The 25,370-nt window shown below is 45.9% G+C and carries 24 protein-coding genes; 12 read left to right on the top strand and 12 right to left on the bottom strand.

All coding sequences use genetic code 11. The annotated features are described in order from the left end of the window. Positions 1–116: 116 nt before the first annotated feature. The 3 genes from AAA943_RS08955 to AAA943_RS08945 form a co-directional block, all read right to left on the bottom strand. Positions 117–2,879, bottom strand: a complete 2,763-nt coding sequence (locus AAA943_RS08955; protein WP_338223887.1) for a TonB-dependent receptor — start codon at positions 2,877–2,879, stop codon at positions 117–119. 18 nt (positions 2,880–2,897) lie between these two features. Further along, positions 2,898–3,989 carry a phytase gene (locus AAA943_RS08950; RefSeq protein WP_338223886.1) on the bottom strand — a complete coding sequence of 364 codons (1,092 nt, stop codon included), beginning with the start codon at positions 3,987–3,989 and terminating at the stop codon, positions 2,898–2,900. Positions 3,990–4,181: 192 nt separating this feature from the next. Beyond that, on the bottom strand, positions 4,182–5,771 hold the full coding sequence (locus tag AAA943_RS08945; protein ID WP_338223885.1) for a tetratricopeptide repeat protein: 1,590 nt from the start codon (positions 5,769–5,771) through the stop codon (positions 4,182–4,184). 310 nt (positions 5,772–6,081) lie between these two features. On the opposite strand from AAA943_RS08945, the gene AAA943_RS08940 reads away from it, so the two are divergent. Then, positions 6,082–7,143, top strand: coding sequence for an alkane 1-monooxygenase (locus AAA943_RS08940; protein ID WP_338223884.1), 1,062 nt, complete (start codon positions 6,082–6,084; stop codon positions 7,141–7,143). Here the strand turns inward: AAA943_RS08940 and AAA943_RS08935 are convergent. From AAA943_RS08935 to AAA943_RS08910, 6 genes are all read right to left on the bottom strand, one after another. Continuing rightward, positions 7,140–7,871 (bottom strand): class I SAM-dependent methyltransferase, encoded by a 732-nt coding sequence (locus AAA943_RS08935; RefSeq protein ID WP_338223883.1) that lies wholly within the window; start codon positions 7,869–7,871, stop codon positions 7,140–7,142. The two genes, AAA943_RS08940 and AAA943_RS08935, sit on opposite strands and share 4 nt — an antisense overlap. 102 nt (positions 7,872–7,973) lie before the next feature. After that, the gene (locus tag AAA943_RS08930) at positions 7,974–8,498 is read right to left on the bottom strand and encodes a hypothetical protein (protein WP_338223882.1); all 525 of its coding nucleotides are present in this window, start codon (positions 8,496–8,498) and stop codon (positions 7,974–7,976) included. 12 nt (positions 8,499–8,510) lie between these two features. Continuing rightward, entirely contained in the window at positions 8,511–9,800 is a 1,290-nt protein-coding gene (locus AAA943_RS08925) for a hypothetical protein (RefSeq protein ID WP_338223881.1), read from the bottom strand. A gap of 27 nt (positions 9,801–9,827) precedes the next feature. Next, a complete protein-coding gene (locus AAA943_RS08920) occupies positions 9,828–10,406 on the bottom strand; it encodes a YceI family protein (protein WP_338223880.1) in 579 nt (192 codons plus the stop codon). Positions 10,407–10,673: 267 nt separating this feature from the next. Beyond that, positions 10,674–11,759, bottom strand: coding sequence for an endo-1,4-beta-xylanase (locus AAA943_RS08915; protein WP_338223879.1), 1,086 nt, complete (start codon positions 11,757–11,759; stop codon positions 10,674–10,676). 93 nt (positions 11,760–11,852) lie between these two features. Continuing rightward, the gene (locus AAA943_RS08910; RefSeq protein ID WP_338223878.1) at positions 11,853–12,395 is read right to left on the bottom strand and encodes a hypothetical protein; all 543 of its coding nucleotides are present in this window, start codon (positions 12,393–12,395) and stop codon (positions 11,853–11,855) included. Positions 12,396–12,548: 153 nt separating this feature from the next. Between AAA943_RS08910 and AAA943_RS08905 the strand changes: the two genes are divergently transcribed. From AAA943_RS08905 to AAA943_RS08885, 5 genes are all read left to right on the top strand, one after another. Next, positions 12,549–13,127, top strand: coding sequence for a hypothetical protein (locus tag AAA943_RS08905; RefSeq protein ID WP_338223877.1), 579 nt, complete (start codon positions 12,549–12,551; stop codon positions 13,125–13,127). Positions 13,128–13,207: 80 nt separating this feature from the next. After that, on the top strand, positions 13,208–13,639 hold the full coding sequence (locus AAA943_RS08900) for a VOC family protein (RefSeq protein WP_338223876.1): 432 nt from the start codon (positions 13,208–13,210) through the stop codon (positions 13,637–13,639). Positions 13,640–13,794: 155 nt separating this feature from the next. Beyond that, positions 13,795–14,748: a carbon-nitrogen hydrolase family protein gene (locus tag AAA943_RS08895; RefSeq protein WP_338223875.1), complete on the top strand. Its 954-nt coding sequence runs from the start codon at positions 13,795–13,797 to the stop codon at positions 14,746–14,748. 198 nt (positions 14,749–14,946) lie between these two features. After that, a complete protein-coding gene (locus AAA943_RS08890) occupies positions 14,947–16,125 on the top strand; it encodes a hypothetical protein (protein ID WP_338223874.1) in 1,179 nt (392 codons plus the stop codon). An 80-nt stretch (positions 16,126–16,205) separates the two neighbouring features. After that, positions 16,206–16,820 carry a DUF4230 domain-containing protein gene (locus AAA943_RS08885; RefSeq protein ID WP_338223873.1) on the top strand — a complete coding sequence of 205 codons (615 nt, stop codon included), beginning with the start codon at positions 16,206–16,208 and terminating at the stop codon, positions 16,818–16,820. 241 nt (positions 16,821–17,061) lie between these two features. Here the strand turns inward: AAA943_RS08885 and AAA943_RS08880 are convergent, their stop codons facing one another. Beyond that, positions 17,062–18,432, bottom strand: a complete 1,371-nt coding sequence (locus tag AAA943_RS08880; protein WP_338223872.1) for a Gfo/Idh/MocA family protein — start codon at positions 18,430–18,432, stop codon at positions 17,062–17,064. Positions 18,433–18,581: 149 nt separating this feature from the next. On the opposite strand from AAA943_RS08880, the gene AAA943_RS08875 reads away from it, so the two are divergent. From AAA943_RS08875 to AAA943_RS08860, 5 genes are all read left to right on the top strand, one after another. Continuing rightward, positions 18,582–19,439, top strand: coding sequence for a geranylgeranylglycerol-phosphate geranylgeranyltransferase (locus tag AAA943_RS08875; RefSeq protein WP_338223871.1), 858 nt, complete (start codon positions 18,582–18,584; stop codon positions 19,437–19,439). Between the two features lie 332 nt (positions 19,440–19,771). After that, entirely contained in the window at positions 19,772–20,056 is a 285-nt protein-coding gene (locus tag AAA943_RS21885) for a type II toxin-antitoxin system RelE/ParE family toxin (RefSeq protein ID WP_420915599.1), read from the top strand. 259 nt (positions 20,057–20,315) lie between these two features. Then, positions 20,316–21,398, top strand: coding sequence for a glutamate 5-kinase (gene proB, locus AAA943_RS08870; protein WP_338223870.1), 1,083 nt, complete (start codon positions 20,316–20,318; stop codon positions 21,396–21,398). Continuing rightward, positions 21,391–22,632 carry a glutamate-5-semialdehyde dehydrogenase gene (locus tag AAA943_RS08865; protein WP_338223869.1) on the top strand — a complete coding sequence of 414 codons (1,242 nt, stop codon included), beginning with the start codon at positions 21,391–21,393 and terminating at the stop codon, positions 22,630–22,632. The genes proB and AAA943_RS08865 overlap by 8 nt, the downstream gene beginning before the upstream one ends. A 71-nt stretch (positions 22,633–22,703) precedes the next feature. Further along, positions 22,704–23,117: a rhodanese-like domain-containing protein gene (locus AAA943_RS08860; RefSeq protein WP_338223868.1), complete on the top strand. Its 414-nt coding sequence runs from the start codon at positions 22,704–22,706 to the stop codon at positions 23,115–23,117. Between the two features lies 1 nt (position 23,118). Here the strand turns inward: AAA943_RS08860 and AAA943_RS08855 are convergent, their stop codons facing one another. Further along, on the bottom strand, positions 23,119–23,574 hold the full coding sequence (locus tag AAA943_RS08855; protein ID WP_338223867.1) for a hypothetical protein: 456 nt from the start codon (positions 23,572–23,574) through the stop codon (positions 23,119–23,121). Between the two features lie 130 nt (positions 23,575–23,704). Next, on the bottom strand, positions 23,705–24,805 hold the full coding sequence (locus AAA943_RS08850) for a Gfo/Idh/MocA family protein (RefSeq protein WP_338223866.1): 1,101 nt from the start codon (positions 24,803–24,805) through the stop codon (positions 23,705–23,707). Positions 24,806–24,899: 94 nt separating this feature from the next. On the opposite strand from AAA943_RS08850, the gene AAA943_RS08845 reads away from it, so the two are divergent. Next, a complete protein-coding gene (locus AAA943_RS08845; protein ID WP_338223865.1) occupies positions 24,900–25,352 on the top strand; it encodes a GlcG/HbpS family heme-binding protein in 453 nt (150 codons plus the stop codon). The last annotated feature ends 18 nt before the right edge of the window (positions 25,353–25,370 follow it).

Below are 25,370 nucleotides of genomic sequence, written 5' to 3'. Positions count from 1 at the left end.
AAAGGGTTTAAAAATCCAAGATAGGGAAATCCCATGAAGTGCATAAACCCCGAAATTCAAAAAAAAACTGTCCTCTCCATTCGGAAAGGACAGTTGAAAGGCCCCAAGGATTGGGGTTAATTGAATAAGTCAAATTTCAATCCGAAATTAAATCGGGCATTGTAATATTCGGCCTGCATGGTTCGGGCCTGAATACCCTGATAGTAGCGTAGAGGCTGATTGGTAAGGTTGTTGCCTTCCACAAAGAAACGCCACTTTGGAGTAAAGGCATAGGAGGCATTTACGTCCAGAAAGGTCTGCTGATCGTAGTATCGATCCTCGAAACCCTCTCCTCCCAGCTCGTCCAGATAATCAGAGGCATAGTTGAGCGAGACTCTCACTACTAGTCGCTTGTTTTCATAAGAAAGGGAAGCATTAAACATATTGCCTGCTGTGCCGGGGAGCTCCAGGTCTTCTCCTTCTCGACCTTCGATTCCTTCGGTAGAGGAGGCAGTATAGGTATAGTTGAGGTAGATCCCGAAGTTTTTCAAAAACTGTCGTTGAAATGAGGCTTCCAAGCCGTAAACAGTAGCCGTACCGCCATTTTCGGGGCGGGAATACTGCAGGTCACTTCCAAAAACCGGATCATCAAACCCTTGAGTGGTGATGGTATAGACAAAACTGTCTATATCCTTGTAGAATCCTCCGAAGGAAAACAAACCCACATTGTCATAGTAGCGCTCAGCCATCAGGTCGAAATTCATCGATGTGGAAGGCTTCAGGTTGGGATTTCCACGTTCCAGTTCTTGATCTTCAATACTGAAAGCCGCATAAGGGACCAAATCGAAGTAATTGGGTCTTGCAAGGGTATTGGTCCAGGCAAATCTCAGTACGGTATTTGAGTTGGGATCATACTTGAAGTGAACCCCTGGCATCAGGTTGGTGTAGCTTTGATCTCCAGAGGTAGGGGAGATTTCTTCATTGTCAATATCAAAGATATTTCCGGTGTAGTCAATGGCCGTGTGCTCTAGCCTCAACCCTGCAATAGCCGAGAACTTTTCAGAAAACTGGTGGTCAGCCATCACATACGCTCCAGAAATTCGCTCATTAGCCACATAATTACCCGGGGCATATTCTTCCAGAAGGTCGGACTCTTCAAATAGCCCCCCATTTCTCAAATCCAGTCCGCCGAGAAATTCCGGAGTAGCAAATGTCCCTACGGCATATTGTGAACCTGCCAGGTAATTGGGATCGGAATAATTTCTGTTGGGCACGGCTCCAAGGGTGGCTCCAAAAGCATCTTCATCCACGGGTTCATACTCGAAGAAATTATTGGCTCTCTCCTTATCCTTGCCCCGATATCGAAGACCAAACTGGAGAATCCCCTTGTTGGAATACGGAAGTTTAAAATCCAAGCGAGCGTTCAAATCCTGATCAAAAGTGTAGCTATACTGCTCTGAAATCCCATTAAATCCAATAGCCAGATTGTCTGAAGGATTGGACAGAATAGCCAAAGGCTGCTCTGGATTGGATACGTCTACCGTCACATTCTGCCCTGAAGATCTGTAGGAAATGTAGCGCTCATTGGGCCGCTCTTCGGATGCTTTGGCATAGGTCACATTCCAGTCCATTTTCAGCCTGTTGAACAAGTGGTCCCCACCCAATGTGGCATTGTAAACCCGCTGATCTTCCAATCGGGTAGCCTTGATTCGGTCGTTGTCCAGTCCACCTTTGGTCTGAAATTCTACCCGTCCGAACGTCTGATACCTACCCGGAGACACTTCAGTGAATTCCCCGTCGTCAAAAGAGTCGTCAAGTCTGCCCACTCTCATCCTAAATCGATTTTCCCAGTCATCCCTATGATTGTACATACCGGATAGAAATAGGGTGTGATTGGCGCTGATCTGATAGTCAAAAGCAAGGTTGACCGACCTTCTTACTCGCTGAACCAAGTATTTTCGGATATCAAATTCTTCCAAAACAGCACCTTCATCAGAATCATACCAAACTGCCTCCACATTGTCTGATCCGAAGGTGTGGTTATTGTAGGAGGCGGACAAGACGACACCAAGCTTATCCTTGGCAAAGCGGTCACCCAAAATGAAAGCCCCGGTCCAGATGGGTTTATCTGTAAGAAGATTGACCCCGGAAGCTGCTGTACCGGATACCCGGAGTCCGTTTGGAGTCTGTCGGGTAACCAGATTGACAGATCCTCCAATCGCGTCTGCATCCATATTGGGAAGGACAGCTTTGTTTACTTCTATGGTTTGAATCATGTCCGAGGGAATCAAATCCATTTGGATATTCCGGTTGTCTCCTTCTGCTGAGGGAATTCTTTCCCCGTTTAGGGTCACCGAATTCAGCTGGGGTGCCAAGCCACGGATAATGATATTTCTGGCTTCGCCCTGATCATTTTGCATAGTAATCCCGGGAATCCGCTTCAATGCATCTCCGATATTGGCATCGGGAAATCGTCCGATTTGATCAGAAGACACGATGTTGGTAATGTTGGGATTGTTTTTCTGCTGATTTAGGGCCTTGGCTTGGCCTTTTAGCCTATCCCCAAAGACCACAAATTCCGCACTTTCCAAAGTGGCTTGGTTCATGGTGAAATTCAAAACGGCCGTCTCCCCGTCTTTGATCGTTACTTCTTGGGTGAGGGATTCGTAGCCCAAGTAGGAAACCTGAACTTGGTAGATCCCGGATTCCAGGTTTGTCAGGGCAAAATCCCCCTTTTGATTGGTGATGGTCCCTATGGAGGTCCCTTCCAGGACTATATTTGCTCCCGGAAGTGAGAGCTTATCTCCATCGATTACTTTTCCTTTGAGAACTCCCTGAGCCCATGCTGCAGCTGAGCCGAGGAGCAAGAAAACAAGCGTGAATACTAGATACTTTTTCATATAGAAATGGATTAGAAATTACTTGGATTGGGGTTGAAGAATTACCTGCTCCAGGTCCTCCCATCGGTAGATCTGGAAAGTTTTGTCGTCAGACATGGCTACAAAAAGTCCTCTGGGGAAATCTGCTCCCAAAGCCACTGAGGTGACCTCAGACCCGTCGCTGGATTGGGTGCTTACCGGTATGGCTGTGATCAAGGGGTGAATATGAGGTCCGTCAGGTGTGCCTTGTCTGGGAAAAACCCGGAAAAGATTGGCCTGTTGATCCGAAATCAGGATGTATCCTTCTGTTTCTGAAGTTTTGTAAATGGAAATCCCCTCGTGATCCTCCTTGAATCCCTCAGTGCCAAAGAGCGCCAGCTCTTCATTGCCCATTTCCGGCTCTGCATGATATTTTCTGATTCCTACCCCTTCATCAGAGTAGTAGATATAGCCCAACTCTGCATCTACGGCAATAGCTTCGATTTCATTTTTTCCGGAATACTGTCCAAACTGCCTGACCAGCTGAAGATCAAGTACTCCCTGGACAGATACTACTTCGTACTGCCATAAATAAGAACCATCAGTTGGTCCGTTTTTTCTGCCGGCAATGATGTACGTTTTTCCGCTTTTGGGACTGGTATACACTGCTACTCCCATCAGGTCCCGATATTCCGGGCCGGTCTCTCCTTTAAAAATTTCAATACCCGGAGCTCGCAGTTCCCTCATCTCTGGAAGGGTGAAAAAACGCAGTCTTGAGGTGAGTCGCTCTCCGGTAACTGCAAAATCCACGGTATCCGATCCTAAGGAAAGGCGGTATCCAATGTCCACATTGTTGGGCCGGAGGATGTCCCTTCTGACTAGCGAATCAATAATTTTCCCTCTGAGGTCATAGACGTACAAGGCCCCTATGGAATCCTTGTCCGTCCCCACAATTAAACTTTGCGAAGGATCGTTGGGATTGATCCAAATGGCAGGATCGTCCGAATCGTACAGGACGGGATCGGTGATATAAACGGGTTGGACCGTAGTCAGAGAATCTGTTTTGGACTCTTCTTTATCCGTTTGAGGGGATTGGCAGGCTAAGGCTGCAAGGCCTAAAAGAAAATAAAGCGGGGTAATTTTTTTACGCATAATTGGCTGGTTAAAATCTCATTGCAAGATTAGTCCAAGCCCAATCACCAGACTAGTTTTCCATGTTATCAATTGAGCAACAAGGCTGAAAACCACCGTTAACAAAACTTCTACAAAAAGTAAAAAACAAAACTCAACCTATTGATTTACAATACTTTACCTTGTGTTAAAAAGAGATTAACAAATCGTGAATCATATACAAAGCAGAAATTGCTGGAGGCTGGTTCCTTTTTCCAGATTGAGTTTTTTCCGAAGTCTGTATCGGGATATTCTGAGGCTGTCCTGAGAGATCCCAAGTGTAGACGCTATTTCTTTTGAATTGAGATTCATCCGCATCAAGCTGGCAAGCTTCAGTTCGCCAGGGGTGAGTTCTTGCCCATTCTCATTGAGTTTTTTGAAAAAATCCTGATGCACTTTTTCGAAACTTGATTTGAACTCCTCCCAGTCAGTATCCTGAGAGAAATTGTAATCAATCTGCTTGATCAGGTTTCGGATTTTCTTTTTCTGGTCTTTGGGATCCTCCTCGAGGACTTTCTTCAATCGATCCTGTATGCTCATCAGCATTTGATTTTTTTCCAGGACATGGAGGGTCTGAGCAGTCACTGCCTTGGATTGGGCCTCTACTTCTGCTGCCATTCTAGCTTCCAGAAGATTGATGTTTTCTTTTTCCGTGGCGATCAGGCGCTCCTTGATTTCCAAGAGTTCGTTTTGACGGCTCAGGAGTTCTTTTCCGTTTTTAAGTTTGAGTTTTTGCCGATTGAATATGGTCCAGGCGAGAGAAATCAAGGTGAAGATGGTGAAGATCAGCAACCACCTGATTCTTGATTCTGAATGGCTCACCTCTTTGAGATGGTTGATCTGGGCAATTTTTTGATTTACCTCGTATTGAGCTTCTTTAAGGGCCAATTGGCGGGCTGTTTCTTCAGAAAACAACTGTTCGCTGACCTGGCGGGCTTCCTCCAAATACGAAAACCCCTCCTCATACCTTCCTGCCAATGCACTTACTTTGGCCAAATCCACCAAAGCACTGCGGAGTTGATAATTGTTGTTTTGCCTTTGGCTCAGTTCCAAAGCCAGGGAGGAAAACCAAACAGCTGAATCCAGCTTTCCCGATTTCCGGAACACATCCCCGAGATTATTCAAGTTGCCGATTAGCGAGGTACTGTCACCGGCAAGCAGATTGTATTGGTAGGATAATCTAAAGTATCGGTAGGCTGAATCATACATTTCCCGGTCCTCATAGATGCTTCCGATGTTTTCCATGACAAAGGCCAATTCCCCGGGCGTTCCTCCTTTGCGGTATCCCTCAAAGGCCTGGTTTTGGTACTCCAATGCAAGCGAATAGTTCCCCATCTTCTCATGCATCGCCCCAATATAGGCTTTGGTCTCTGAGATTCCCCGATGTTCCATTAGGCTTTCGTAGATTTCAAGCGCAGCCTCATGTCTTTGTAGGGCTTCTTCAGCACTTTTGATCTTGTAGTAGAGCTTGCCCAAGAGGTTATGGCTTGAAGCAATGCACTGCAAACACTCATTTTTCCTAAATAGGACTTCCGCTTCGTACAAGGGTCCCAATGCTTCCTCATACAAGCCCAACTGGTAGAGCAGCTTGCCCTTGACCATCAGCCCTTTCCCATACGCTATGCTTGAGAGATCAGATTGCTCTCTTTCCCATGCGGTAATTTGGCGATAGGCTTCTTCGGGATTGTTGGATAGCAAGCGTTCAGCCTGACTCAGGTCCAGACTAGCTTTGGAATCTTGACCCTTTGCCCAAGACCCAACCATACAGCTGAAAATCAATAAAATCCATACCTTTTTCCTGTGCATTCTCAAAACTCCCCAAACGCTGTGAATTCAATGTTAACTCATGGTTTTGTTTTGATGAACAACCAACTCTCAGGATAGACCAACACCAAAGTCTAAACCTTATCCGCATGGAAGCCACCCCTCCTTACTTCCTGAAAAAGTCCAGCCAATAGGGCGGAAAAATGGATACTCAAGCTTCACCGTGCACCCGAAAACGAAAAATCCACAATCAAAGGAAAGGGGTCAAAAAGCCTTTTTTTTCCTCTTGCTTTGGACTAAATTGGGTATAATGAATCTCCGTGCTGCCAAATACCTCCTTGTCTACATCATCCCCTTGGTGGTGGCTTTCTCCCTTTGGTCGGCCAATGCCTGGTCTTATTCTGCCTTGATTTTTGTATTCGGTCTGATTCCTTTGGTTGAGCTTTTTACCCGTTCTTCCAGCAAAAACCTTGAAGCTTTGGAGGAAGAATTGGTCAAAAAGGACAGGGCCTACGATTGGATTCTCTATTTCTTGGTGCCGGTTCAGTATGCGATGCTGGCCTATTTCCTTTTTCAAATCAGTCAGGAAGGCCTTTCTATTTCCACCAAAATCGGAATGGCCTTAGCTTATGGAATGTCCTGCGGGGTCTTAGGCATCAATGCCGCTCACGAACTGGGTCATAGATCCACATGGTACGAGCAGTTGATGAGTAAAATGCTCCTGCTGACTACGCTCTACATGCATTTTTTCATTGAGCACAATCGGGGACATCACAGGAATGTAGCCACCGATGAGGACCCTGCATCCAGTCGGTTGGGAGAAAATGTCTATACTTTTTTCTTCCGCACCATCACAGGAAGCTATCGGTCTGCCTGGAGGCTGGAAAAAGAAAGATTGAATAAGAAGTCGCTCCCTTTTTGGTCCTTGGAAAATGAAATGCTGAGATTTCAACTCATTCAATTAGTCTTGTTGGGCGCTATTTGGTTTGCTTTTGGTTGGGAAACTCTTCTCTTCTTTGGACTGGGAGCCCTGGTAGGAATTCTCCTCTTGGAAACGGTCAACTACATCGAGCATTATGGTCTGCGGAGGGAAAAGAAAAACGGGCACTATGAAAGGACTTTGCCCATTCACTCTTGGAATTCCAACCATCCCATAGGCCGAATGATATTACTCGAGCTGTCCCGACATTCGGACCACCACTACATCGCAAGTCGAAAATATCAAGTTCTCAGGCACCACGAAGAGAGTCCCCAAATGCCCACCGGCTATCCCGGAATGATGCTTTTAGCCTTAATTCCTCCGCTTTGGTTTCGCGTGATGAATGGAGAAATCCAACGATTCAATTCAAGTCTGGCACTGGAAAAATCCTAATCCACCCGCTCAAAAACCAAAAAATGCTGGATGCTGAGGAATTTCCCGTTTTGGACTAATTTAAATCCATTGGCTTCCAGCTCCTTTTTTGCCTGGTTTACCGTCATTTTGTGAAGGGGCTTGATGGGAATCCAGTCATCTTCTCCCCGGTACTCGATCAAGATCAGTTTTCCCTTTGGCTTTAGCGCCTTTCTGATTCCGGCAAGCATCTCTACCGGATACTCCAGCTCGTGGTAGACATCGACCATCAAGGCTACATCCACAGTGTTTTCAGGAAGGTTAGGCGAAGTTTCAGTCCCCATAATGGGTTCTACTTGAGAAAATCCCAATTCCTTGCTTTTGGTGGTCAGGTATTGAATGGCTGCATCTTGAATCTCCACTGCATAGACTTTGCCTTCGGGTACTCTTGGAGCTATCCGAAAAGTAAAATATCCAGAACCAGCGCCTATATCTGCCACCACGCTATTGGGCTGAACGGGTAAGTTATCAATGGCTTTGGAAACATTCTCTTCCTTTTCCCTACTGGATCGTTCCAGCCAAGACATGCCCTCAAAGCCCATCACAAAGGAGATTTCTCTTCCCATATACACTTTTCCGATCCCATCAAAGCTGGCGGTTTTGTAGGAGTAAACTTCCTCTTTACTTTTTTTTGAGGAACTCTGTCCGGAGCAAGATAGCGCAACGAAGGACAAGATAAGAAAAGCTAAATAGCCGAATGAAGTTTTCATAAGTTGATAACTAGGTAGCCGAATTTCAGTTTTGCCTCGGGAAAATATATTTTGATTAAAATAGAAAAGGCTTCTCTTGACAGGAAAAGCCTTTGATTGATCTTACATTCCTAATAATAGCTGCAGGTCCAATTGGTCTTCAACTTTGATCAGACCTCCCAGCTTTTTGGGAGGGGAAAGACCCAATGCTACAAAATCAAGACATAAATTACCAGCTAATCCATCTTTATGTTTCTCCAGAATAAAATCCGGGAATTCAAGACTTTTACCTGCTAAATCAAGAAAGAGATGACAGTAGATTTTTCCTGATTTTTGTCTGAGATTATTGACTTTTACCTCTGCAAATGGATACACATCTGCTTTAAGGGTAGATCTAAAATCACTGTTTAGAATAAAATTACCGCAGGAAAAATCGCGGATCGGGATTTGAAAACTCAAGGAATGACCAGCCTTGGTACTATTCACTTTCAGCGTATCAAAACTGCCTACTTTGGTGTAATCGCAGTTAAACTTCCCTAGAGAGGTGGTTCCGCTTACCAGCACTTTTTGACGCACAATCACTAAATCTCTCTCCCCCTGAAGAGGAGAAGAGAGAATTATGAGAATAAGGAAAACCAGACTGTTCATTTTGTTGATCAGTTAAAATCCGACCACTCCTTCAATCATGATTCCATTGAATTTACCGCCATTTCTGATATCAGTGGCTGCAAATCCGTCATAATTTTGATTAACATATTCGATTTTGGCAAGTATGTTTTTTGAGATAAACCAACCCCCGCCAATCTGAGTCCGGTCGATGGTCACCTCCAATCCGCTTCCTGCCAAGGCTCCTTTCACCTGATTGTATCTTCCGGCAAAGTAGAATTTTTCATTGGATCCAAATCGATACACCAAATCTGCCCCCACCTGATTCCAGGTTCTGTCGTCAGTTTCATTGGCAGCCTTACCTTTGGATTGCTCGAAGTTTCCGAAGAACTCCAATCCTTTATATTTCAGGAAGGGGTTGAAAACCATCGCCGTGATGTTGTCAGTCTGTCCGGGATTGAATCGACCGGAGGTAAAGTTGGCACTGGTAGTGGCAAGGGTGTTTTCCAGGACGAGATAATACCTGGACCCACTTCGATCTCCCCCGTAGAGGGTATTTCTCGCAGAACCCGAGGTCGTGTAGATAGATCCGGTCAATCGGAGTCTGAAGTCATCAGAGAGCTGCTTGTCATAGCCCACTTTACCCATAAGGGACACTTTTCTGCTATCCGGACGGGTGACTCCCCCCTGAATCTCCCCACCGGTCAAGCCTCCCATGATCAGGAAACCGTTGCTTTGGAAGGTCAAATCACCGCCTACTTCTGTGGTGAAGGCATCCATGATGTAGTTGCCTACAAATGGGTTAAACATGGCGTTACCGTTGTCAGTTCTGCGGAAGTGCGCATCCCCATAGTTGATTTCCATGTGTCCGACTCTGAGGGTCAAGTACTTGGAAAACCACTCCGGATTTCCCAGGAAAGGCAGTTTGTCAAACTGGAGAAATCCCCCTTTTACCCAAGTTTCGGGATGGTGACGGGAGGATAGATAGGTGATCAGATTCAAGCGAACCCCGTCCATCAGCTCCACGTCAATATTCAGGTTGGCAGTGGCCAGGTTACTTCCTGCGCCGATTTCTATCAGCTCATTGATATTGACTCCGTTGGCGTTTAGGACAGATTGAGCTGTATTTTCATGACTCAGATTCTGAAGTTGTTGGGTAAAATGTCCTCCGATTCTAACTTTGACCCCTTCAAAAGGCACCGTGTCCTGCTTGCCAGTTTCGAAGACATTTACTCCTCTTTGGTCATAAGGTCTCCAATATTGGACATCTCTTTGTAATCCCTGGGACAGACCTGTAGCAGAGATTCCTGCTGCAACTAAGGCAGTGAATAGATACTTCTTCATTGTTTTTGAATTAAAAGGGTTGAATAATTAAATACTAGGTTGAAATCCCGTTTTAAAGGAGATTTTGATTTCGTCGTCTGTTTTTACTGTTCCTAATAGCGCTGTGGGAGGTTCTATATAAAAATAGGTCAGCTTGGTACTCAGCTCTCCTTCAAAGATCAATTGGTTGCCTGCAGGAGTCATTTTCACAGGAAAACTGACAGACTTGGTAGCTCCTGCTATGCGTAAATCTCCTTTGGCGGTAAAGCTGCTGCCAGAGCCTGTCAGCTCTCTTAGGGTAAATTTGATCTCCTTGTAGGAACCCGTCTTCAATGCTTTGTAGGCATTTTTATCCAATCCTGAGGTTCCACTCTTGAGGCTTTCTGCCTGAAATGAAATATTGAGTGATTGAACGGTCTTTAACTTGCCAGCTTCCAGCAAAAAGACACCTTCACCTTTAGCCTGATTGGTTTCCATATGCCAATCGTGCAAAGTAGACCCCCCTTCAATTTTCAGCATCGGGGCAGAGGCGATCACATATTTGGTCTGTGAAATACCCACTTGACATCCTAGAAAAATAAGTATCGCCAGGAGGTATGCGCTTTTGATTTTGGAGATTTTCATCATCGTTTGGGTTAATTTGATGATGCTAAACTCAGCACAGGCTCCAAGAATAAATCTGACGAAAGTCAGCTTTATCCATGATAGATTGCATCTACCCAGCTGACTATTTTAAAATTTAATTCGGATATTTTGGATTAGTGAATGATTTTACAAAATTTTAATTTATAAAATATATAATCTTAAAATTTAATTTTAAAAAATGAAAACCATTTAAAATATTAATTGGTTTTTTGTGACTTAAGTCACAAAAGCTGACAAAGAAGGTGTTTTTTACCAGAATCGCCCTTTCAAGCCCTTCTCCCGGTCAAATAGCAAGGGATAATTAGTCCTGCCTCGCACAGGCCAGTTGTTGAGCCAGCTGCTGCCATCATGCAATCCCCAAAAAGTAACCCTCGAAATTTTATCTCCGTACTTTTTAAACAAAGCGAACAAAGAGGTGTATCGATCGACCAATTCCTGCTCCACTACAGGAGAAATCCCCTCTTTGTAAGGATTCCATTCTTCTGATTCTGCAAAATTCAAAGACAAATCTGCCCCCTCCACATCCGAGGGCCTCGGAAGCACATCCACATCCAACTCGGTGATATGGACCTCAAAACCCGCCTCGTGAATGTCCAAAATGGCCTGCTCGATTAGATCCAAACTGGGAAAATTCAGCCGATAATGACCCTGCATGCCGATCCCGTCAATTCGAACACCTTTGGCTTTCAATGTCTTGGCCATATCCAAAATGGCTTTTCTCTTTTCCGGTTTCCAGACATTGTAATCGTTGTAGATGAGCTGGACTTCAGGGTCTACTTCATGAGCTTTGCGAAATGCGCGTTCGATGAAGTCTTCCCCAATCAAATTGTACCAATGGCTCTTTCTCCAGCTACCATCCTCTTCAAAAGCCTCATTGACCACATCCCAGGCATCAATCCGTCCTTTATACCTTCCTACCAAGGTAGAAATATGGTTCTCCATGCGATTCAGAAGATTTTCCCTGTCCAAAAACTTCCCCTCACTGTCTTTAAAAACCCAATCCGGAGTCTGCTGATGCCACACCAAAGTATGGCCTACAATAAAAGCATCTATTTTTTCACCCATTTCCACAAAGGCATCCCCAAAATCAAAGCGGTACTCCCCCTCTTTTGGGTGAACAGGCCCCCACTTGAGCCCATTTTCTGAGGTGATCGAACTGAAGTGTAGCAGAAGCAAAGAGTCTGCCCCCTTTTCTGACCCATTGACCTGCCGCATATTGAGTGCAGCTCCGATGTAAAAATCATTTTCAAAATGATCTTTTAACCCCTGCGCTTTTGAGATTTGGCAGGAAAACAAAAAGACAAACGGCAGTAGGAAATAGAGCGGATTTTTCATGTTGGAATATAAAAAAACCTTCCTCAAATAAGAGAAGGTTTTCCATCAACAGTCTTTAGCACCTATTGCCGGAGAACAGCTTTTTTCACTTCCTCAATCTTTACCTCCACTCCCTTTGAATTGGTCTTCCTTGTAGGCAAAAAGAACATTAAATGTGGTCAGGGATCCGTAGCAGCGGGTAATGTACTGCTGCAGCCCCACCCGGTCTTCGTCATCGAGTTTGGGATGATTGTTGATGTTTTGCTCCAATACACGGAGCTTTTCTCTCACCATCACAATTTTGTGGAAGAAAGTCTCAATCGGAATTTCTTTACTTTGCAAGCTCCTGTCATAAGGCTCAATGATCAAGGTCCCCCCCATCCATTTGCCCCCAAGGGGAACCAATGGGGCACGTTCTGAAGTAGCCAAGAGCGCTTCCCGAATGGCTTTTTCTACATCCTTCATCGTGAGCATGGGAAAGTCAGGCACTTTGGCTTCCTCCACGGTAAAGCCCTCATAATCCCGGGCGAGGGTTTTCACTTCCTCGATGGAGGAAAAGTAGATTTTATAGTAGCTGGCATCCACAGAGACAATGACCCCGGATCCAAATTTGGGGTGACCGATTCGGCTTCCCACCCCCAGTTCACTTGCTGTCATAAATTCAAAAGTTTGTTGGTACGAAAATAGAAATAGCCTGCGTATTGCCAAGGCTTCCTCCCAGTTTCCCCGGTAGCTTAGCTGTAACTTTTTTCGGATTATTGCATCATTGGATTAGGGTTCCTACTTTTCCTCCCCAGCCACATGTTCACGATGAAAACTTTCTTTGTCCAGGGTCTTTCCGCATTTCTTGGGTTTACCTTTTGGGGTGCCGGCATGGTCAAATTATACGAAGGGCACAACTTTATCCAATGGATCGGACCACCTTGGTTGGTGGAGCGATTGGCTGAGTTTGATTTGGGGCTTTATGCACAGTTTATCGCATTATGTCAAATCATCATCGGATTTATGCTGCTCACCACGCGATACAAGCTGCTCGGGGGTATCATGCTCATTCCCATGATTTTGAACATTCTCATGGTGACCATTTCCCAAAACTGGAGAGGGACTCCCTTTGTGCTCGCTTTTCTTTTGCTTCTCAATGGAGTACTCCTGTGGCAATACAGGGATTTCTTTAAACCCATTTTGCAGGAAGAACCGATGATAAACCCAGTACGAAAAGCTCCGGGAAGAACCTGGCAAGGCCATTTGGTTTGGCTGGCAGGTTTGGGACTCTGCATAGGATCGGTTTCCGTTTCCTATTTCCAGCTGACCTTGGCCTTTACTTTAGCCGGCTTGGGATTGATTTTGGGGATTCTTTCGATACGAGTGGACCGGATTTTCCCGATTTGATATGGGTAAGCTGATTTTTTCCCATTTCAAAGTCTAAAAATGGTACCTTTTATCCTTTATTTCCCAAAACCCCGCCTACGATGAAACTTTACCCTTACCTCAATTTTGACGGCACGGCTGAGGAAGCCATGCGATTTTACCAATCCGTTCTCGGTGGAGAATTTGAAGGGCCCATAGGCTATTTCGGAGAAATTCCCAGAATGGAAATCCCCGAATCAGAGAAGCAACGGGTCATGCATTCCTCCCTTCGGATCAACAATCAGGTCAAAATCATGGCCAGCGACACCAGCCCCAGCATGGGACACCACTGGGTCAAAGGCAATCACAATTACATCTCCATCGATGCTCCCAGCAAGGAAGAAGGGGAAAGGTACTTTCATCAACTTTCCCAGGGAGGAAAAGTGGAAATGGAGTACCAAAAAACCTTCTGGGGAGCCTATTTCGCCAGTTTCGAAGATCGGTTTGGCATCAGCTGGATGGTGAACTATGATTTGAAATCGGGAGAGGAATGATACTTTGAAAAGTCTGAAAACCCTAAACACATCAACAGCCAAGAATCAATTACCTAATTGTCTGGAAGACCGAAGCAGAATTAAATTAAGCAAGTTGATTGCTTTGATCAGTCTAAATTTCTTCCCCGGAGAAATCCCCTTTATTTATCAATAGTATGTCAGCCCATAAACTAACCGTCGCCTTAGCCCAAATCTCCCCTGTCCTTCTAGATCAAAATGCTACCCTGGAAAAAGTGCTTCAGTCCATTCAGGAAGCCGCCGCCCAAAAAGCCGAACTAATAGTATTCGGAGAGGGCTTGGTCCCCGGCTACCCTTGGTGGCTCAGTATCACCCACGCCTCAGCCTGGGATGATCCCATCCAAAAGGAAATTCATGCCCACTATGTCCGAAATGCCGTGCAAATCGAAAGAGGGGATTTGAAAGAAATTCAGATTTTGGCCAAAGAACATGAGATTGCTGTCTACCTCGGAATCATTGAGCGACCGATGGACCGGGGTGGACATAGCCTGTACTGCTCTCTAGTCTATATCAATCCCCAAGGAGAAATCTGCTCCGTCCATCGAAAACTCCAGCCCACCTACGACGAGCGCCTAAGTTGGTCACCCGGAGACGGACATGGTCTACAGGTACACCCGCTCAAGGCATTTACCCTGGGTGGCCTCAATTGCTGGGAAAACTGGATGCCTCTGGCCAGGACTGCGTTGTATGGCCTAGGTGAAAACCTCCACATTGCGGTATGGCCCGGTGCGGTAAGAAATACTGAAAATATCACCCGAATGATCGCTCAGGAAAGCCGGTCATTTGTGATTTCTGTGTCCAGTCTGATGCGAAAAAGCAATTTCTCTTCGGATATTCCACATGTAGAAACTATCCTGAAAAACTGTCCTGAGGTGTTGGCCAATGGGGGCAGTTGTATCGCAGGACCTGACGGAAAATGGATTTTGGAACCGGTAGCCGATCGGGAAGGTCTTTTGTTTGAAACTTTGGACTTCAATAGGGTCTTGGAAGAGCGACAAAACTTCGATCCGGTAGGACACTATTCCCGGCCGGATGTGCTACGTATGGAAGTCAACAGAGAACGGCAAAGCTCAGTTTCTTTCACAAAATAAAGTAAGGTTTCGTTGGCTGGAGCTTAAGTGCAAGGCCTCCATTTTTCCTGGCGTCCCGGCTATTCCTGAGGATTTTTCTGGCAATTCATGAGAAAAAAGTGAAAAATGAAGAAATATTGACTTTTTTTTCGGGCAGCAAGAAGCTGTTTTATCCATATTCAGGTAACTTTTAGTACTTCAATCGATTTTTCCGTCCTCATGTCTGCTTCCATTTCTGATTCTGAATTTTCAATCACCCGGGGAGGTTTTCTTTATAGGCTTTTGAAAACCATCGGGGTGATTTTGCCCGAAAAGCCCTCCATTTTACGGCAGATTCTGTTTTTCGTCCTGCTGAGCTATATTCCTTTGGCCCTACTTAGCCTCTTCGAAGGCTTGCATTGGGGGAGTGATATCGATATCCCTTTCTTCAAAGAATTCGCCTCTGCCATCCGGTTTCTTCTGGTCATCCCTCTGCTTATCGTTTCTGAGATGATCGTTGATAAGCGGGTCAAGCTGACCCTCAACCAATTTGAGCGATCCAACCTGCTCACCGAATCCGGGAAGGCCAAATTTGATATGGCCAGACTCAAAGCAGACCGGTTAGGAGAATCCGTTTGGGGGGATTTGGTGATCATTCTCATCATTGTGCTCAATATTTTCTTCCAAATCCATGGCAATACGATCGAGTTGACTACTTGGGCATTTCCCAATCCCGCAGACCCCTATCAGCACTCCTTGGCGGGGATGTGGGCGGCCTATGTGAGCTACCCTATATTTCAGTTTATGATTCTGCGATGGATATGGAGATGGATCATTTGGAGTCGGATGATGAAAATGATCTCCCGGGCCGATTTGGCGGTGATTCCCACCCATCCTGACCAATCCGGTGGCTTGGGCTTTTTGGGAGAGCCTCCCATGCCATTTAGCATCTATACCCTAGCCTTAAGCTTGGTTTTTTCAGGCATTATGGCGGAGCGGGTCATTTTTCAGGATCTTAATTTACAGGAACACTACCCCCTGATTGCACTTTTTGCCATTCTCTGTGTGCTGATCAATCTTCTTCCTCTGATTCCCTTTATTTCCGTACTCAATAAGGCAAGGTTACAGGGAATCTACGATTACCATGCCCTCATTTCAAAACATCACCGGGCATTTGAAAAGAAATGGATCAGCTCGGGAAAGAGTGAGCAAGAGGAAATTTTGGGAAGTCCGGACGCTTCCTCGGCCGCTGACATTCAAGCGGTCTATGAGGCAGTCAAAAAAATGAGCCCTTATCCTTTCAACCTCAAATCCATGATGGCTACCCTGGTTTTGGTTTTGTTTCCTCTTTTATTTGTATTCGGTTTGGAAATTCCCCTAGTGGATTTGCTGAAAAAGCTGTTGGGATTTTTCTTCTAAAAAGTCCTAAAAAAAGCCAAGCCCAATTTTGAATTGGATAGCAAAGCCAATTTTTCCAAATTCCCAAAAAAATAACCCGCATGAAGAGCTCTCTTTTCAAAATCCTCCTTGTGGTCCTGGTAATGGCAGGAGTCTTTTTCCTTTTCCAGCGGAGTGAGGAAAGGGAAGAGCTGGAAGCCAACTCAGCCCTCATTCAGCAGCAGGTGGAGCAGGTGGGCAAACTCATCGTGACCGAGGGCAACTACGCCAAAATCTTCAGCTACCGCAATTCCCAAGGGCTATTCTATAACCTGCTCAGCTCAGACAAAAAGGCCCTGATTCTCGTCAATGCCAAGGCGACCGTAGAGTATGACCTTAGAAAAATCAGCACCGAAGTCGATCCCAAAACCAAAACCCTCCGGATCAAAAACCTCCCCGACCCGGTGCTCAATATTTATCCCGATATCGAATACTACGACGTGACCCAAGGGTATTTCAACCCCTTCAGTGCGCAGGACTACAACAAAATCAAGCAATCCGTCACCGCCCAAATCCGCGCCCAAGTCGAAAAATCCGACCTGATGAAAAACTCCCAACAGCGCCTTCTCGAAGAGCTCACCCGACTCTACATCCTCACCCAATCTCTGGGCTGGACCCTGGTCTACGAGGAGCAGGTAATTGAGAATGAGGGGGAGCTGGAGAGGTTGGGGAAATAGCTTTTTTAAATTGGTTTGACTTATTAAAAAATCCCGTCTGACTGTAAAGTAAGCGTTTGACTGGTCGCGATTTATAATTCCTCCCTACTATCCTTGGGAATTTGTAATTCCTCTCGATTTCCATATTAGACCTCTCTTCCGTGAACCTCAAAAAAAATCCCGCGAAGCCTTAGCCCCGCGGGATCAATCCGAAATCCGAAATCAAATATCCGAAACTTGAACTGAGCTTGTCGAAGTATCGCTAAGCTCCTCTTCCGCTAACCGCCAAAGGAATATCCGTCAGGTCCTGAACCTTAATCGGCTTGCCTTCTTCGATGGACTTCCGGGCGGCGATGCCTACGAGGCAGGACATGGCCCCATCCCGGCTACCTGCGGATTGTCTCCATGGATCAGGAGCATTGGTGTCCAAGAATAGTTTATCCTTCAGTCGGGTATCTCCTCCCCCATGACCTCCTCCTCCCTGAGGTACAGTGATGAGGTAGCGCTCCCCGAAGTTTTTCACCAAGACGATTTCGTCTTCGTTTTTCTCATCCCAAGGTTGGCTTTCTTTAATCCAGGCTTCCAGTCGGCCTTTGGTCCCATTGAAAGCAATTCGATAGCCCTCATAGGGAGAATAGGTTGTAAGCGAGTAGCTGACCTGCACCTTGTTTTTGTATTTGATCTGCACAGCCATCTTGTCGTAGATATCGATGCTTTCGCGGAATACACAGCCATCTCGATGGTAGCCGTCGTACTTTTCGTTGTCCACATAGAGCTTGGTGAGATGATCGCTTTTGGTGATATCCCAGTAGAAATCGCATTTGTTGGCATGAGGACAGCCCCGACAGGTCGTGGATCGGAAGGGACCGTTTTTCCCATAAAACTCCAAGGAACCATAGGCAAACACCTCCTCCGGATCGGAATCCAGCCACCAGTTGAGCAGGTCAAAGTGATGCGTGGACTTGTGCACGAGCAGGGTACCCCCAAACTCCCGGTGTCCATGCCATCTGCGGAAATAGTCCGCACCGTGAGAAGTATCCAAGTACCAGTGGAAATCCACCGAAGTGATATCCCCGATCTCTCCGGCACGGAGGAGTTCATAGAGCTTTTGGCGATGAGGGGAGTAGCGGTAGTTGAAGGTCACAATCAGCTTTTTACCCGACTTGCGCTCGGCATCGAGGATGGCCTGCATCTTTTGCTCGTCGGTAGTCATGGGCTTTTCAGAGATCACATTCATACCCGCCATTAGCCCTTTGACAATAAATTCATGATGCGTGCTGTCCATGGTGGTCACAATCAGAACGTCAGGCTTTGTTTCGCTCAGCATCTTATCAGTATCCAGGAAAGTAGGACAGCTCACGCCCATGTAGGATTTGCCATAGGCCAGCCGGCCTTCATTCTTATCTGCCAAACCGACAAATTCGATTTGATTCTGGTAGGCACGGACCACTTCTCTTCCCCACATGGCAAGTCCCCGAACACCGGTACCCACAAGGGCCAATTTCATTTTTTCTCCGGGCCGGTCAAAAATAGAAAGAGCCTGAGCCACCGGATGTATAAACATCGAGCCTGCTAAGGCTCCTCCTGTCTTGGCAATGAAATCTCTTCTGGACTGAAGCAGTTTACTTTTCATGGTCTTTGAGTTTTATTGTGGATTCAAGTTAGGAAATTGAAAAAAGGAAGGAATAAAATTTTACGGAATCGATTTTCCTTTTCCAGAAAAGGCAAAAAATCCCCCTCGGCTTGGTTTTTCGTCTATTTTTACGTGAGATAAGCAATTCCATGGAACGGACACTCTCAGTGCGGGGACTTTTCAGAATCAGCAGACCCATCAATCTGCTCTTGGTTGCTTTTGCCCAAGGGATGACGGCCTATTTCCTGGTAGAAACCAATGCGCAAGGACTGCCCGTGCTTCAGGATTACCGCTTGTATTTATTGATTTTGTCCACGGTCATCATTACCGCGGCAGGCTATATGATCAATGACTACTATGATGTCAAAATCGACTATGTCAACCGCCCCCATGAAGTGGTCGTGGGCAAAGTCATCAAACGGCGGGTGGTCATAGTCCTGCACACGGTGTTCAACTTTACCGCCATTGGCTTGGGCTATCTGATTGCCCCGAGAATGGCTCTGATCAACTTTTTTGCAGCTTTTCTGCTTTGGTTGTACAGCAATCGGCTGAAGCGCGAACCCTTCATCGGGAATCTGACCGTGGCCTTTCTGACCGGACTGGCGATCTATTTGGTGGCGTTTTACTACCAGAAAAATGAGCTTTTGGTATTTACCTATTCCATGTTTGCCTTTTTCTTAAACCTGATCCGGGAAATCATCAAGGATATCGAGGACCGTCCCGGAGACCGTAAGCATGGGTGCAGGACCTTGCCTATTGTCATTGGCTTTCGCAAAACCAAACAGGTCATCTTTGCCATCGCCATTTCCTTTGTTGGCGCGATTTTGACCGTGACTTTCAAAATCAACAATGCCCATATCTTTGTCTTTTTTGGGATTTTGGGGATTGTCTTTTGCGCGTTTATGTGGAAAGTCTATCGCTCTGACCGAAAAAATCACTTCACCCAACTCTCCGCCTGGGCTAAACTTCTAATGCTGATGGGGACGATGAGTATGGCTTTTCTTTGATTTGAAATTTTAGGTTTGAGATTTGAAATCGAAGATGGTAAGGATTCTCTTTAATCCTATCACGCGAATAGTTAAATTTGATTTTAACAAAGATTAAAGATTATGGGTGCGCTACAACTTAAATCAGACCTTCAAAAGATCATAGAACGAATTGACAATGAACAACTTTTGCAAACAGTCTATGATTTCCTTAAGCAACGAGAGGATTCAAAGGAAGGCGAATTCTGGAAATCCTTAACAAAGGAGCAAAAAAAGGAAATCTATCTTTCCTACGAAGAATCTGAGGATGACGAAAATTTGATCGCCTGGGAGAATTTAAAGAAAAAGTACTGATGGAAGTCTTTGTCACTCCAAGGGCTGAAAAAAATTTTGATTCCATCATGGAGTATATTAAAAAGAATTGGGGCGATAATTCTGCAAAGGAGTTTATTCACAAAGCGGATGGATTTTTTAAAATTCTTAAGGTCCAACCTCTGATTGGCCAAGTGGAAACAGATGATATCCGAGGATTCCAACTTTCGCCCCAAACAAGAATTCTTTACCGAATCAGGGGAAGTAAAATTATCATCTTGTCATTTTTTGACGTTAGAAAAAATCCAAAGAAAAAGTTTGAATGAAGTGGTTGGATAGATCCAAAATCCTGATGCTGATGGGGACGATGAGTAAGGCGTTTTTGTGATTGACGATTGGCGATTTCGGATTTACGACCTATTTAGGAACTCCAACCCCCTATTTCAGCGCGAAGCGCTTTATTTCGATTGAATTTCCAACTTATTTCCACCCTATTTCAAGCTAATTTCCATTCCTCGACTCAAAAACCATTTTTTTTAGCAACTCCGCACCAAATCCCTTACTTTCATGCAAATTTTCTAACAAATGCTGGATTCCAAAGTAGCGGTGATCAAAATCGGGTCCAATGTCTTGACTCAATCCACCGGTATTCCTGACCTAGACCGAATGGCTCATTTGGTGGCCCAAATCCAAGGATTGATTGCCAAAGGAAAGAAAATTGTACTCGTGAGTTCGGGGGCAGTGGCCTTTGGTCGAGAGTCCATCGCTTTGCCTGAAAAACTCAACCCCGTCTTTAAAAAGCAGATTTGGGCTGCCACAGGACAAATCAAGCTGATCAACCAATACCAAGATCTCTTTGGAAAACTCGGACAACCAGTCGCACAGATTCTCGTCACCAAAGAGGATTTTCGGGATCGAAAGCATTTTCTCAACATGAAGAACTGCCTCGAGGCTTTGCTTCAGCAGGGCATTTTGCCCATTGTAAACGAGAATGACACGGTGACCATCACCGAGCTGATGTTTACCGACAATGACGAACTAGCCAGCCTGACCGCCGCCATGCTCAATGCCGATACGCTACTACTGCTCACCAATGTGGATGGTATCTTTACCGGGCCTCCTTCTGAGCCCGATTCAGAGCTCATCGAGCGCGTCTCCTCTTCTATGCCGGAGATGACCCAATACATTTCTGCCACCAAGTCTTCCTTTGGCCGGGGTGGGATGCTGACCAAATATGCTATGGCCAAAAAGTCTGCAGATTTGGGCATTCAAGTAATTATCGCCAACGGGAAAAAGGAAGGAGTCCTGGAGGAATTTGCCAAGAAAAGTCTCCGATGCACATGGTTTGAACCCAAAAAGGTAAAACAGGCAGCAAAAAAATGGCTGGCCCACGGTGCCCAATACTACAAAGGCGAAGTCTTCATCAATGAGGGAGCAAAATCCTCGCTCAGTTCTTCAGTCATCCGCAGCCTGCTACCCGTTGGGATTATGAGAATTGAAGGAGAGTTTTCCAAAGGAGATATTCTTTTGGTCCGTGATGAAAACGGGAGGAAATTAGGCCTTGGCAGAGCAGAATACTCTTCCAAATTGGCACTCGAAAGAATAGGCCAAAAAAACCAAAAAGCCCTGATCCACTACGATTACCTTTACCTCTTTGACCATGAGTGAATACCGTTCCATTTTTGAATCCGTCCAAAAAAACAGCCGAAAACTGATTCATTTGGAAGAGGCACAGATTCGATCGATTCTATCCGACTTGGCTGAATTGGCCGAGGAAAAGACTCCTTTTTTGCTCTCGGAAAACCAAAAAGATCTCGATCGCATGGATTCGGAAAACCCCATGTATGATCGTCTTCTTCTTACCGATACCAGAATCAAGGGAATTGCGAATGAAATCAGACAAGTAGCCGATTTGGAAAGTCCTTTGGGAATTGTTTTGGAAAAGAAAAGTCTGGAAAACGGTCTGGAATTGACCAAGATTTCCGTGCCATTGGGAGTGATCGGGATTATCTACGAGGCGAGGCCCAATGTGACTTTTGATGTGTTTTCTCTTGCTTTGAAATCGGGAAACGGATTGGTTTTGAAAGGGGGATCGGATGCAGACTTTTCCAATCGGGCCATCATGAGCTTGATCCATGAGGTGATGGGAAAGCACGGGTTTCCCAAAGAAGCTTTTCAGCTTTTGCCCCCTGATCGAAAAGCCACACAAACCCTGCTGGAAGCAGTGGGAATGGTAGATGTGATTATCCCAAGAGGATCCCAAAGATTGATTGATTTTGTGAGGCAAAATGCCAAAGTGCCTGTCATCGAGACCGGAGCGGGAATCGTACATACCTATCTGGACGAAAAGGCTGATTTGGAAAAAGCCAAGGCTATCCTCTTCAATGCAAAAACCCGACGGCCCAGTGTCTGCAATTCGCTGGACTGCCTGATTGTCCACCAAAACCAACTTTCAAACCTGGAAAGCCTAATCCTACCTATGCTCAATCATGGGGTGCAGGTATTTGCAGATTCTCAGGCCATGGCTTCCCTGCCCTCTCATCCTCAAATCCAAGCGGCAGAGAAGGAACATTTCGGAACGGAGTTTCTCAGCCTCAAATTGGCCATCAAAACGGTAGCCGGGCTGGAAGAGGCTTTGGACCATATCGCCCGATATTCTTCCAAGCACTCTGAGGCCATCCTTTCCGAAAATGAGAAACATATCGGCAGATTTCTTAAGGAAGTGGATGCAGCGGCAGTCTATGTCAATGCATCTACAGCATTTACAGACGGGAATCAGTTTGGTTTGGGGGCGGAAATTGGTATTTCTACCCAAAAACTTCACGCCAGGGGTCCTATGGCACTGCGCGAATTGACCAGCTACAAATGGCTGATCCAAGGTCAGGGACAAGTCAGAAGTTAAACCGGCCTTTGTGCCCTAAATCGCCAAAAATGATCGGGCGTTCATCCTAGCTTTGTGTCAAATCTTATCTTATGAAATATCTGTCCGCCCTCATTTTGGCCTCTTTGATTCTGTTTTCTTCTTGCTCTAGCGAAAAATCAAGGCAAGAGACAGCCGTTTCCAGCACCAAAGCAGAAGTGATCAATCTCAACCCCAAGGACTTTCAGGAAAAAAGCTCAAATGGGATCATTTTGGATGTGAGAACTCCCGGAGAGATCGCCCAAGGGAAGATTGCCAATGCCGTAGAACTTGATTTTTACCAATCGGACTTCCTGTCCAAGGCTTTGGAATATCCCAAGGATCAGGAAATCTACCTTTACTGCGCTGTTGGCGCACGAAGTCTGGAAGCAGCCCGAATTCTCAGTCAGCAGGGATTTACCAAGGTCTACCACCTTCAGGGTGGCATAAAGGCTTGGAATCAAATCGGGCTTCCCATGGACTACTAAATCAATACACATCCAAAATCAGGTAGCGGACACCGGCATGTTCAAAAGCTTCTCCGGCTTTTTTGCCTCGCATGGAGGAAAAAATCGGAGCCTTGGTGGAGATTCCGAATAGGCAGTGACTATTGACTTCTACCAATTCCACCGAAGTGGAGATAAAAAAAGTCCGCTGATCGGTGATGACCACTGCCCCGAGCTGAACTTGCCCATGTTCCAACTCAGGATCTATATTTTCAAGTACCCAGAGTTCATTTTTCAGGAAAGTCAACTCTTTTTCCAACCTTACCAACATCTCATTCCGTTCGGCACCAGTGCGCTGCCCCTGACTGACTGTTTCTGAATGATCGGTAATTTCACCTCTCAGAGAATGTATCTCCTTTTCAAAATCATGGATAGTCAGCTTCTGCTTGATAAGGCAGGCCTGGAGAATGGTGGATTTGGAAATACGGGTCGTCGTCATGGGGTTCTGATTTTCGCTTGCCCAATACTAGCTTCAAAACCGCGAAAGAAACATGAGGAAAGTCAGTCAAAAAGATGATTTGGGAAAAGGATACGCTCTGTTCCCAAGCCAGAGCGTTCCAAGCAATTCTCTATCCAATTTTCACCTGTTTTCCTGTTCGGGCACTTTCTAAAATCGCCTCCACAATCCGGATATCTCTTAGCCCTTCTTCCCCCGGGACAGACATAGGCTGCTTATTCAAAATGGCCAATGCGTCCTGATCCATTTGATTGGCTTGCTGCCAAGGGACTTCATAGGGGAAGTTGATTTCACCAAATGGACTTTTTCCCTTATTTCCCGAATAGGAGGAAAAAGGCGCCATCTCCAGCTTTCCATTTTCAGCGGTTACATGAAGGTAGTTGACATTTTCAGCGAAGGAAGTCTTGATCCATCCGGATATTCCATTCGGAAATTCCAATTCAGCTTCCACAATCTCGCCCAGCCCATCTTTGTAGATCTCCGGTCTTTCGGTCCATACTTTGGCAGATTTGACTGCCAATGGTTCCAGTTGAGTACCCAATCGAGCTCCCTGAATGGCATACACTCCCATATCGTAGATGACTCCGCCGCCCAATTCCCGCTTTTGTTTCCAGTGATCTGTCCGGTTTTCCCGATAGCCTGCGGCGCAGGCCACAGACTGGATTTTGCCCAGCTTTCCACTTCGAATGAGCTGGACGTACGTCTTCGTATTGGGCTCATGCTGACATCGATAGCCTATGGAAAGACTGACCCCGTTGGACTTGCAGGCATCAATCATGGCTTGGCAATCCTCCGCAGTTACAGCCATGGGTTTTTCGCACCAGACTTGTTTTTTAGCTGCAGCTGCCCGCTCCACATAGGCTCGGTGCATCGAGGGTGGCAGGACCACGTAGACCACATCGATATCCGGATTGTCCTTGATGGAGTCGAAGTTTTCGTAGTTGTAAATATTCTTTTCGGGGATGTTGTATTTGGTTTTCCAAAGCTCGGCTTTGGAAGGAGTTCCTGTGACTATTCCTGCCAAATGGCAGTGCTGAGTCATTTGCAGGGCCGGAGCCAATAGGTCTGTACTGTAGTAGCCCAAACCTACCAAGGCAATGCCCAATTTTTTTCTTTTTGGGGCAAAGCTTCCTGCCCAAAGTGATGAGGGTTTGATCAGACCTACTCCACCGATCAAGGCCAAGGTTTTTAAAGAATCGCGTCTATTCGCCATATTGTTTTGGTTTATATTGAAAAGAAGACAGGGTAATCACTGAAGAATGCTGCTAAAAATTAAGTATTTTTAAGTTAAACCAAACCACTTCGCCATGAAATCCATGCTAATTATCGCTTTTTCACTCCTTTCCTTGGGAGTGATGGGACAAAACAAACCTTACCTCAGCCTCGTGGATGCCGACCGAATCTATGAATCCGCCGCAGCCAAAGCCCAAGCGGAGGGTTGGAATGTCGTGATCGCCATTTTGGATGACGGAGGCCATCCGATTTTGCTCAAAAAAATGGACGGGGTTCAAATCGGCTCCGTAGAAGTGGCTTTGGCCAAGGCCAAGTCGGCAGTTTTTTTCAAGCGGCCTACCAAGGCATTTGAGGATGCCATGAAGGGGGAAGGGGGAAGTAGAATTGCCACCTTGCCCAATGCAGTAGGCGTAGAGGGTGGACTTCCTCTATTCAAGGACGGGGTAATCGTGGGCTCCATAGGAGTATCCGGAGTGACCTCTGCTCAGGATGGAATCATCGCTCAAGCCGGAGTTGAAGGATATTGAAAAATGGCCCTCCCTACT

It is taken from the genome of Algoriphagus confluentis, from assembly GCF_036245625.1.
Taxonomy (GTDB): domain Bacteria; phylum Bacteroidota; class Bacteroidia; order Cytophagales; family Cyclobacteriaceae; genus Algoriphagus; species Algoriphagus confluentis.
This window is presented reverse-complemented; position numbering and strand designations above follow the sequence as displayed.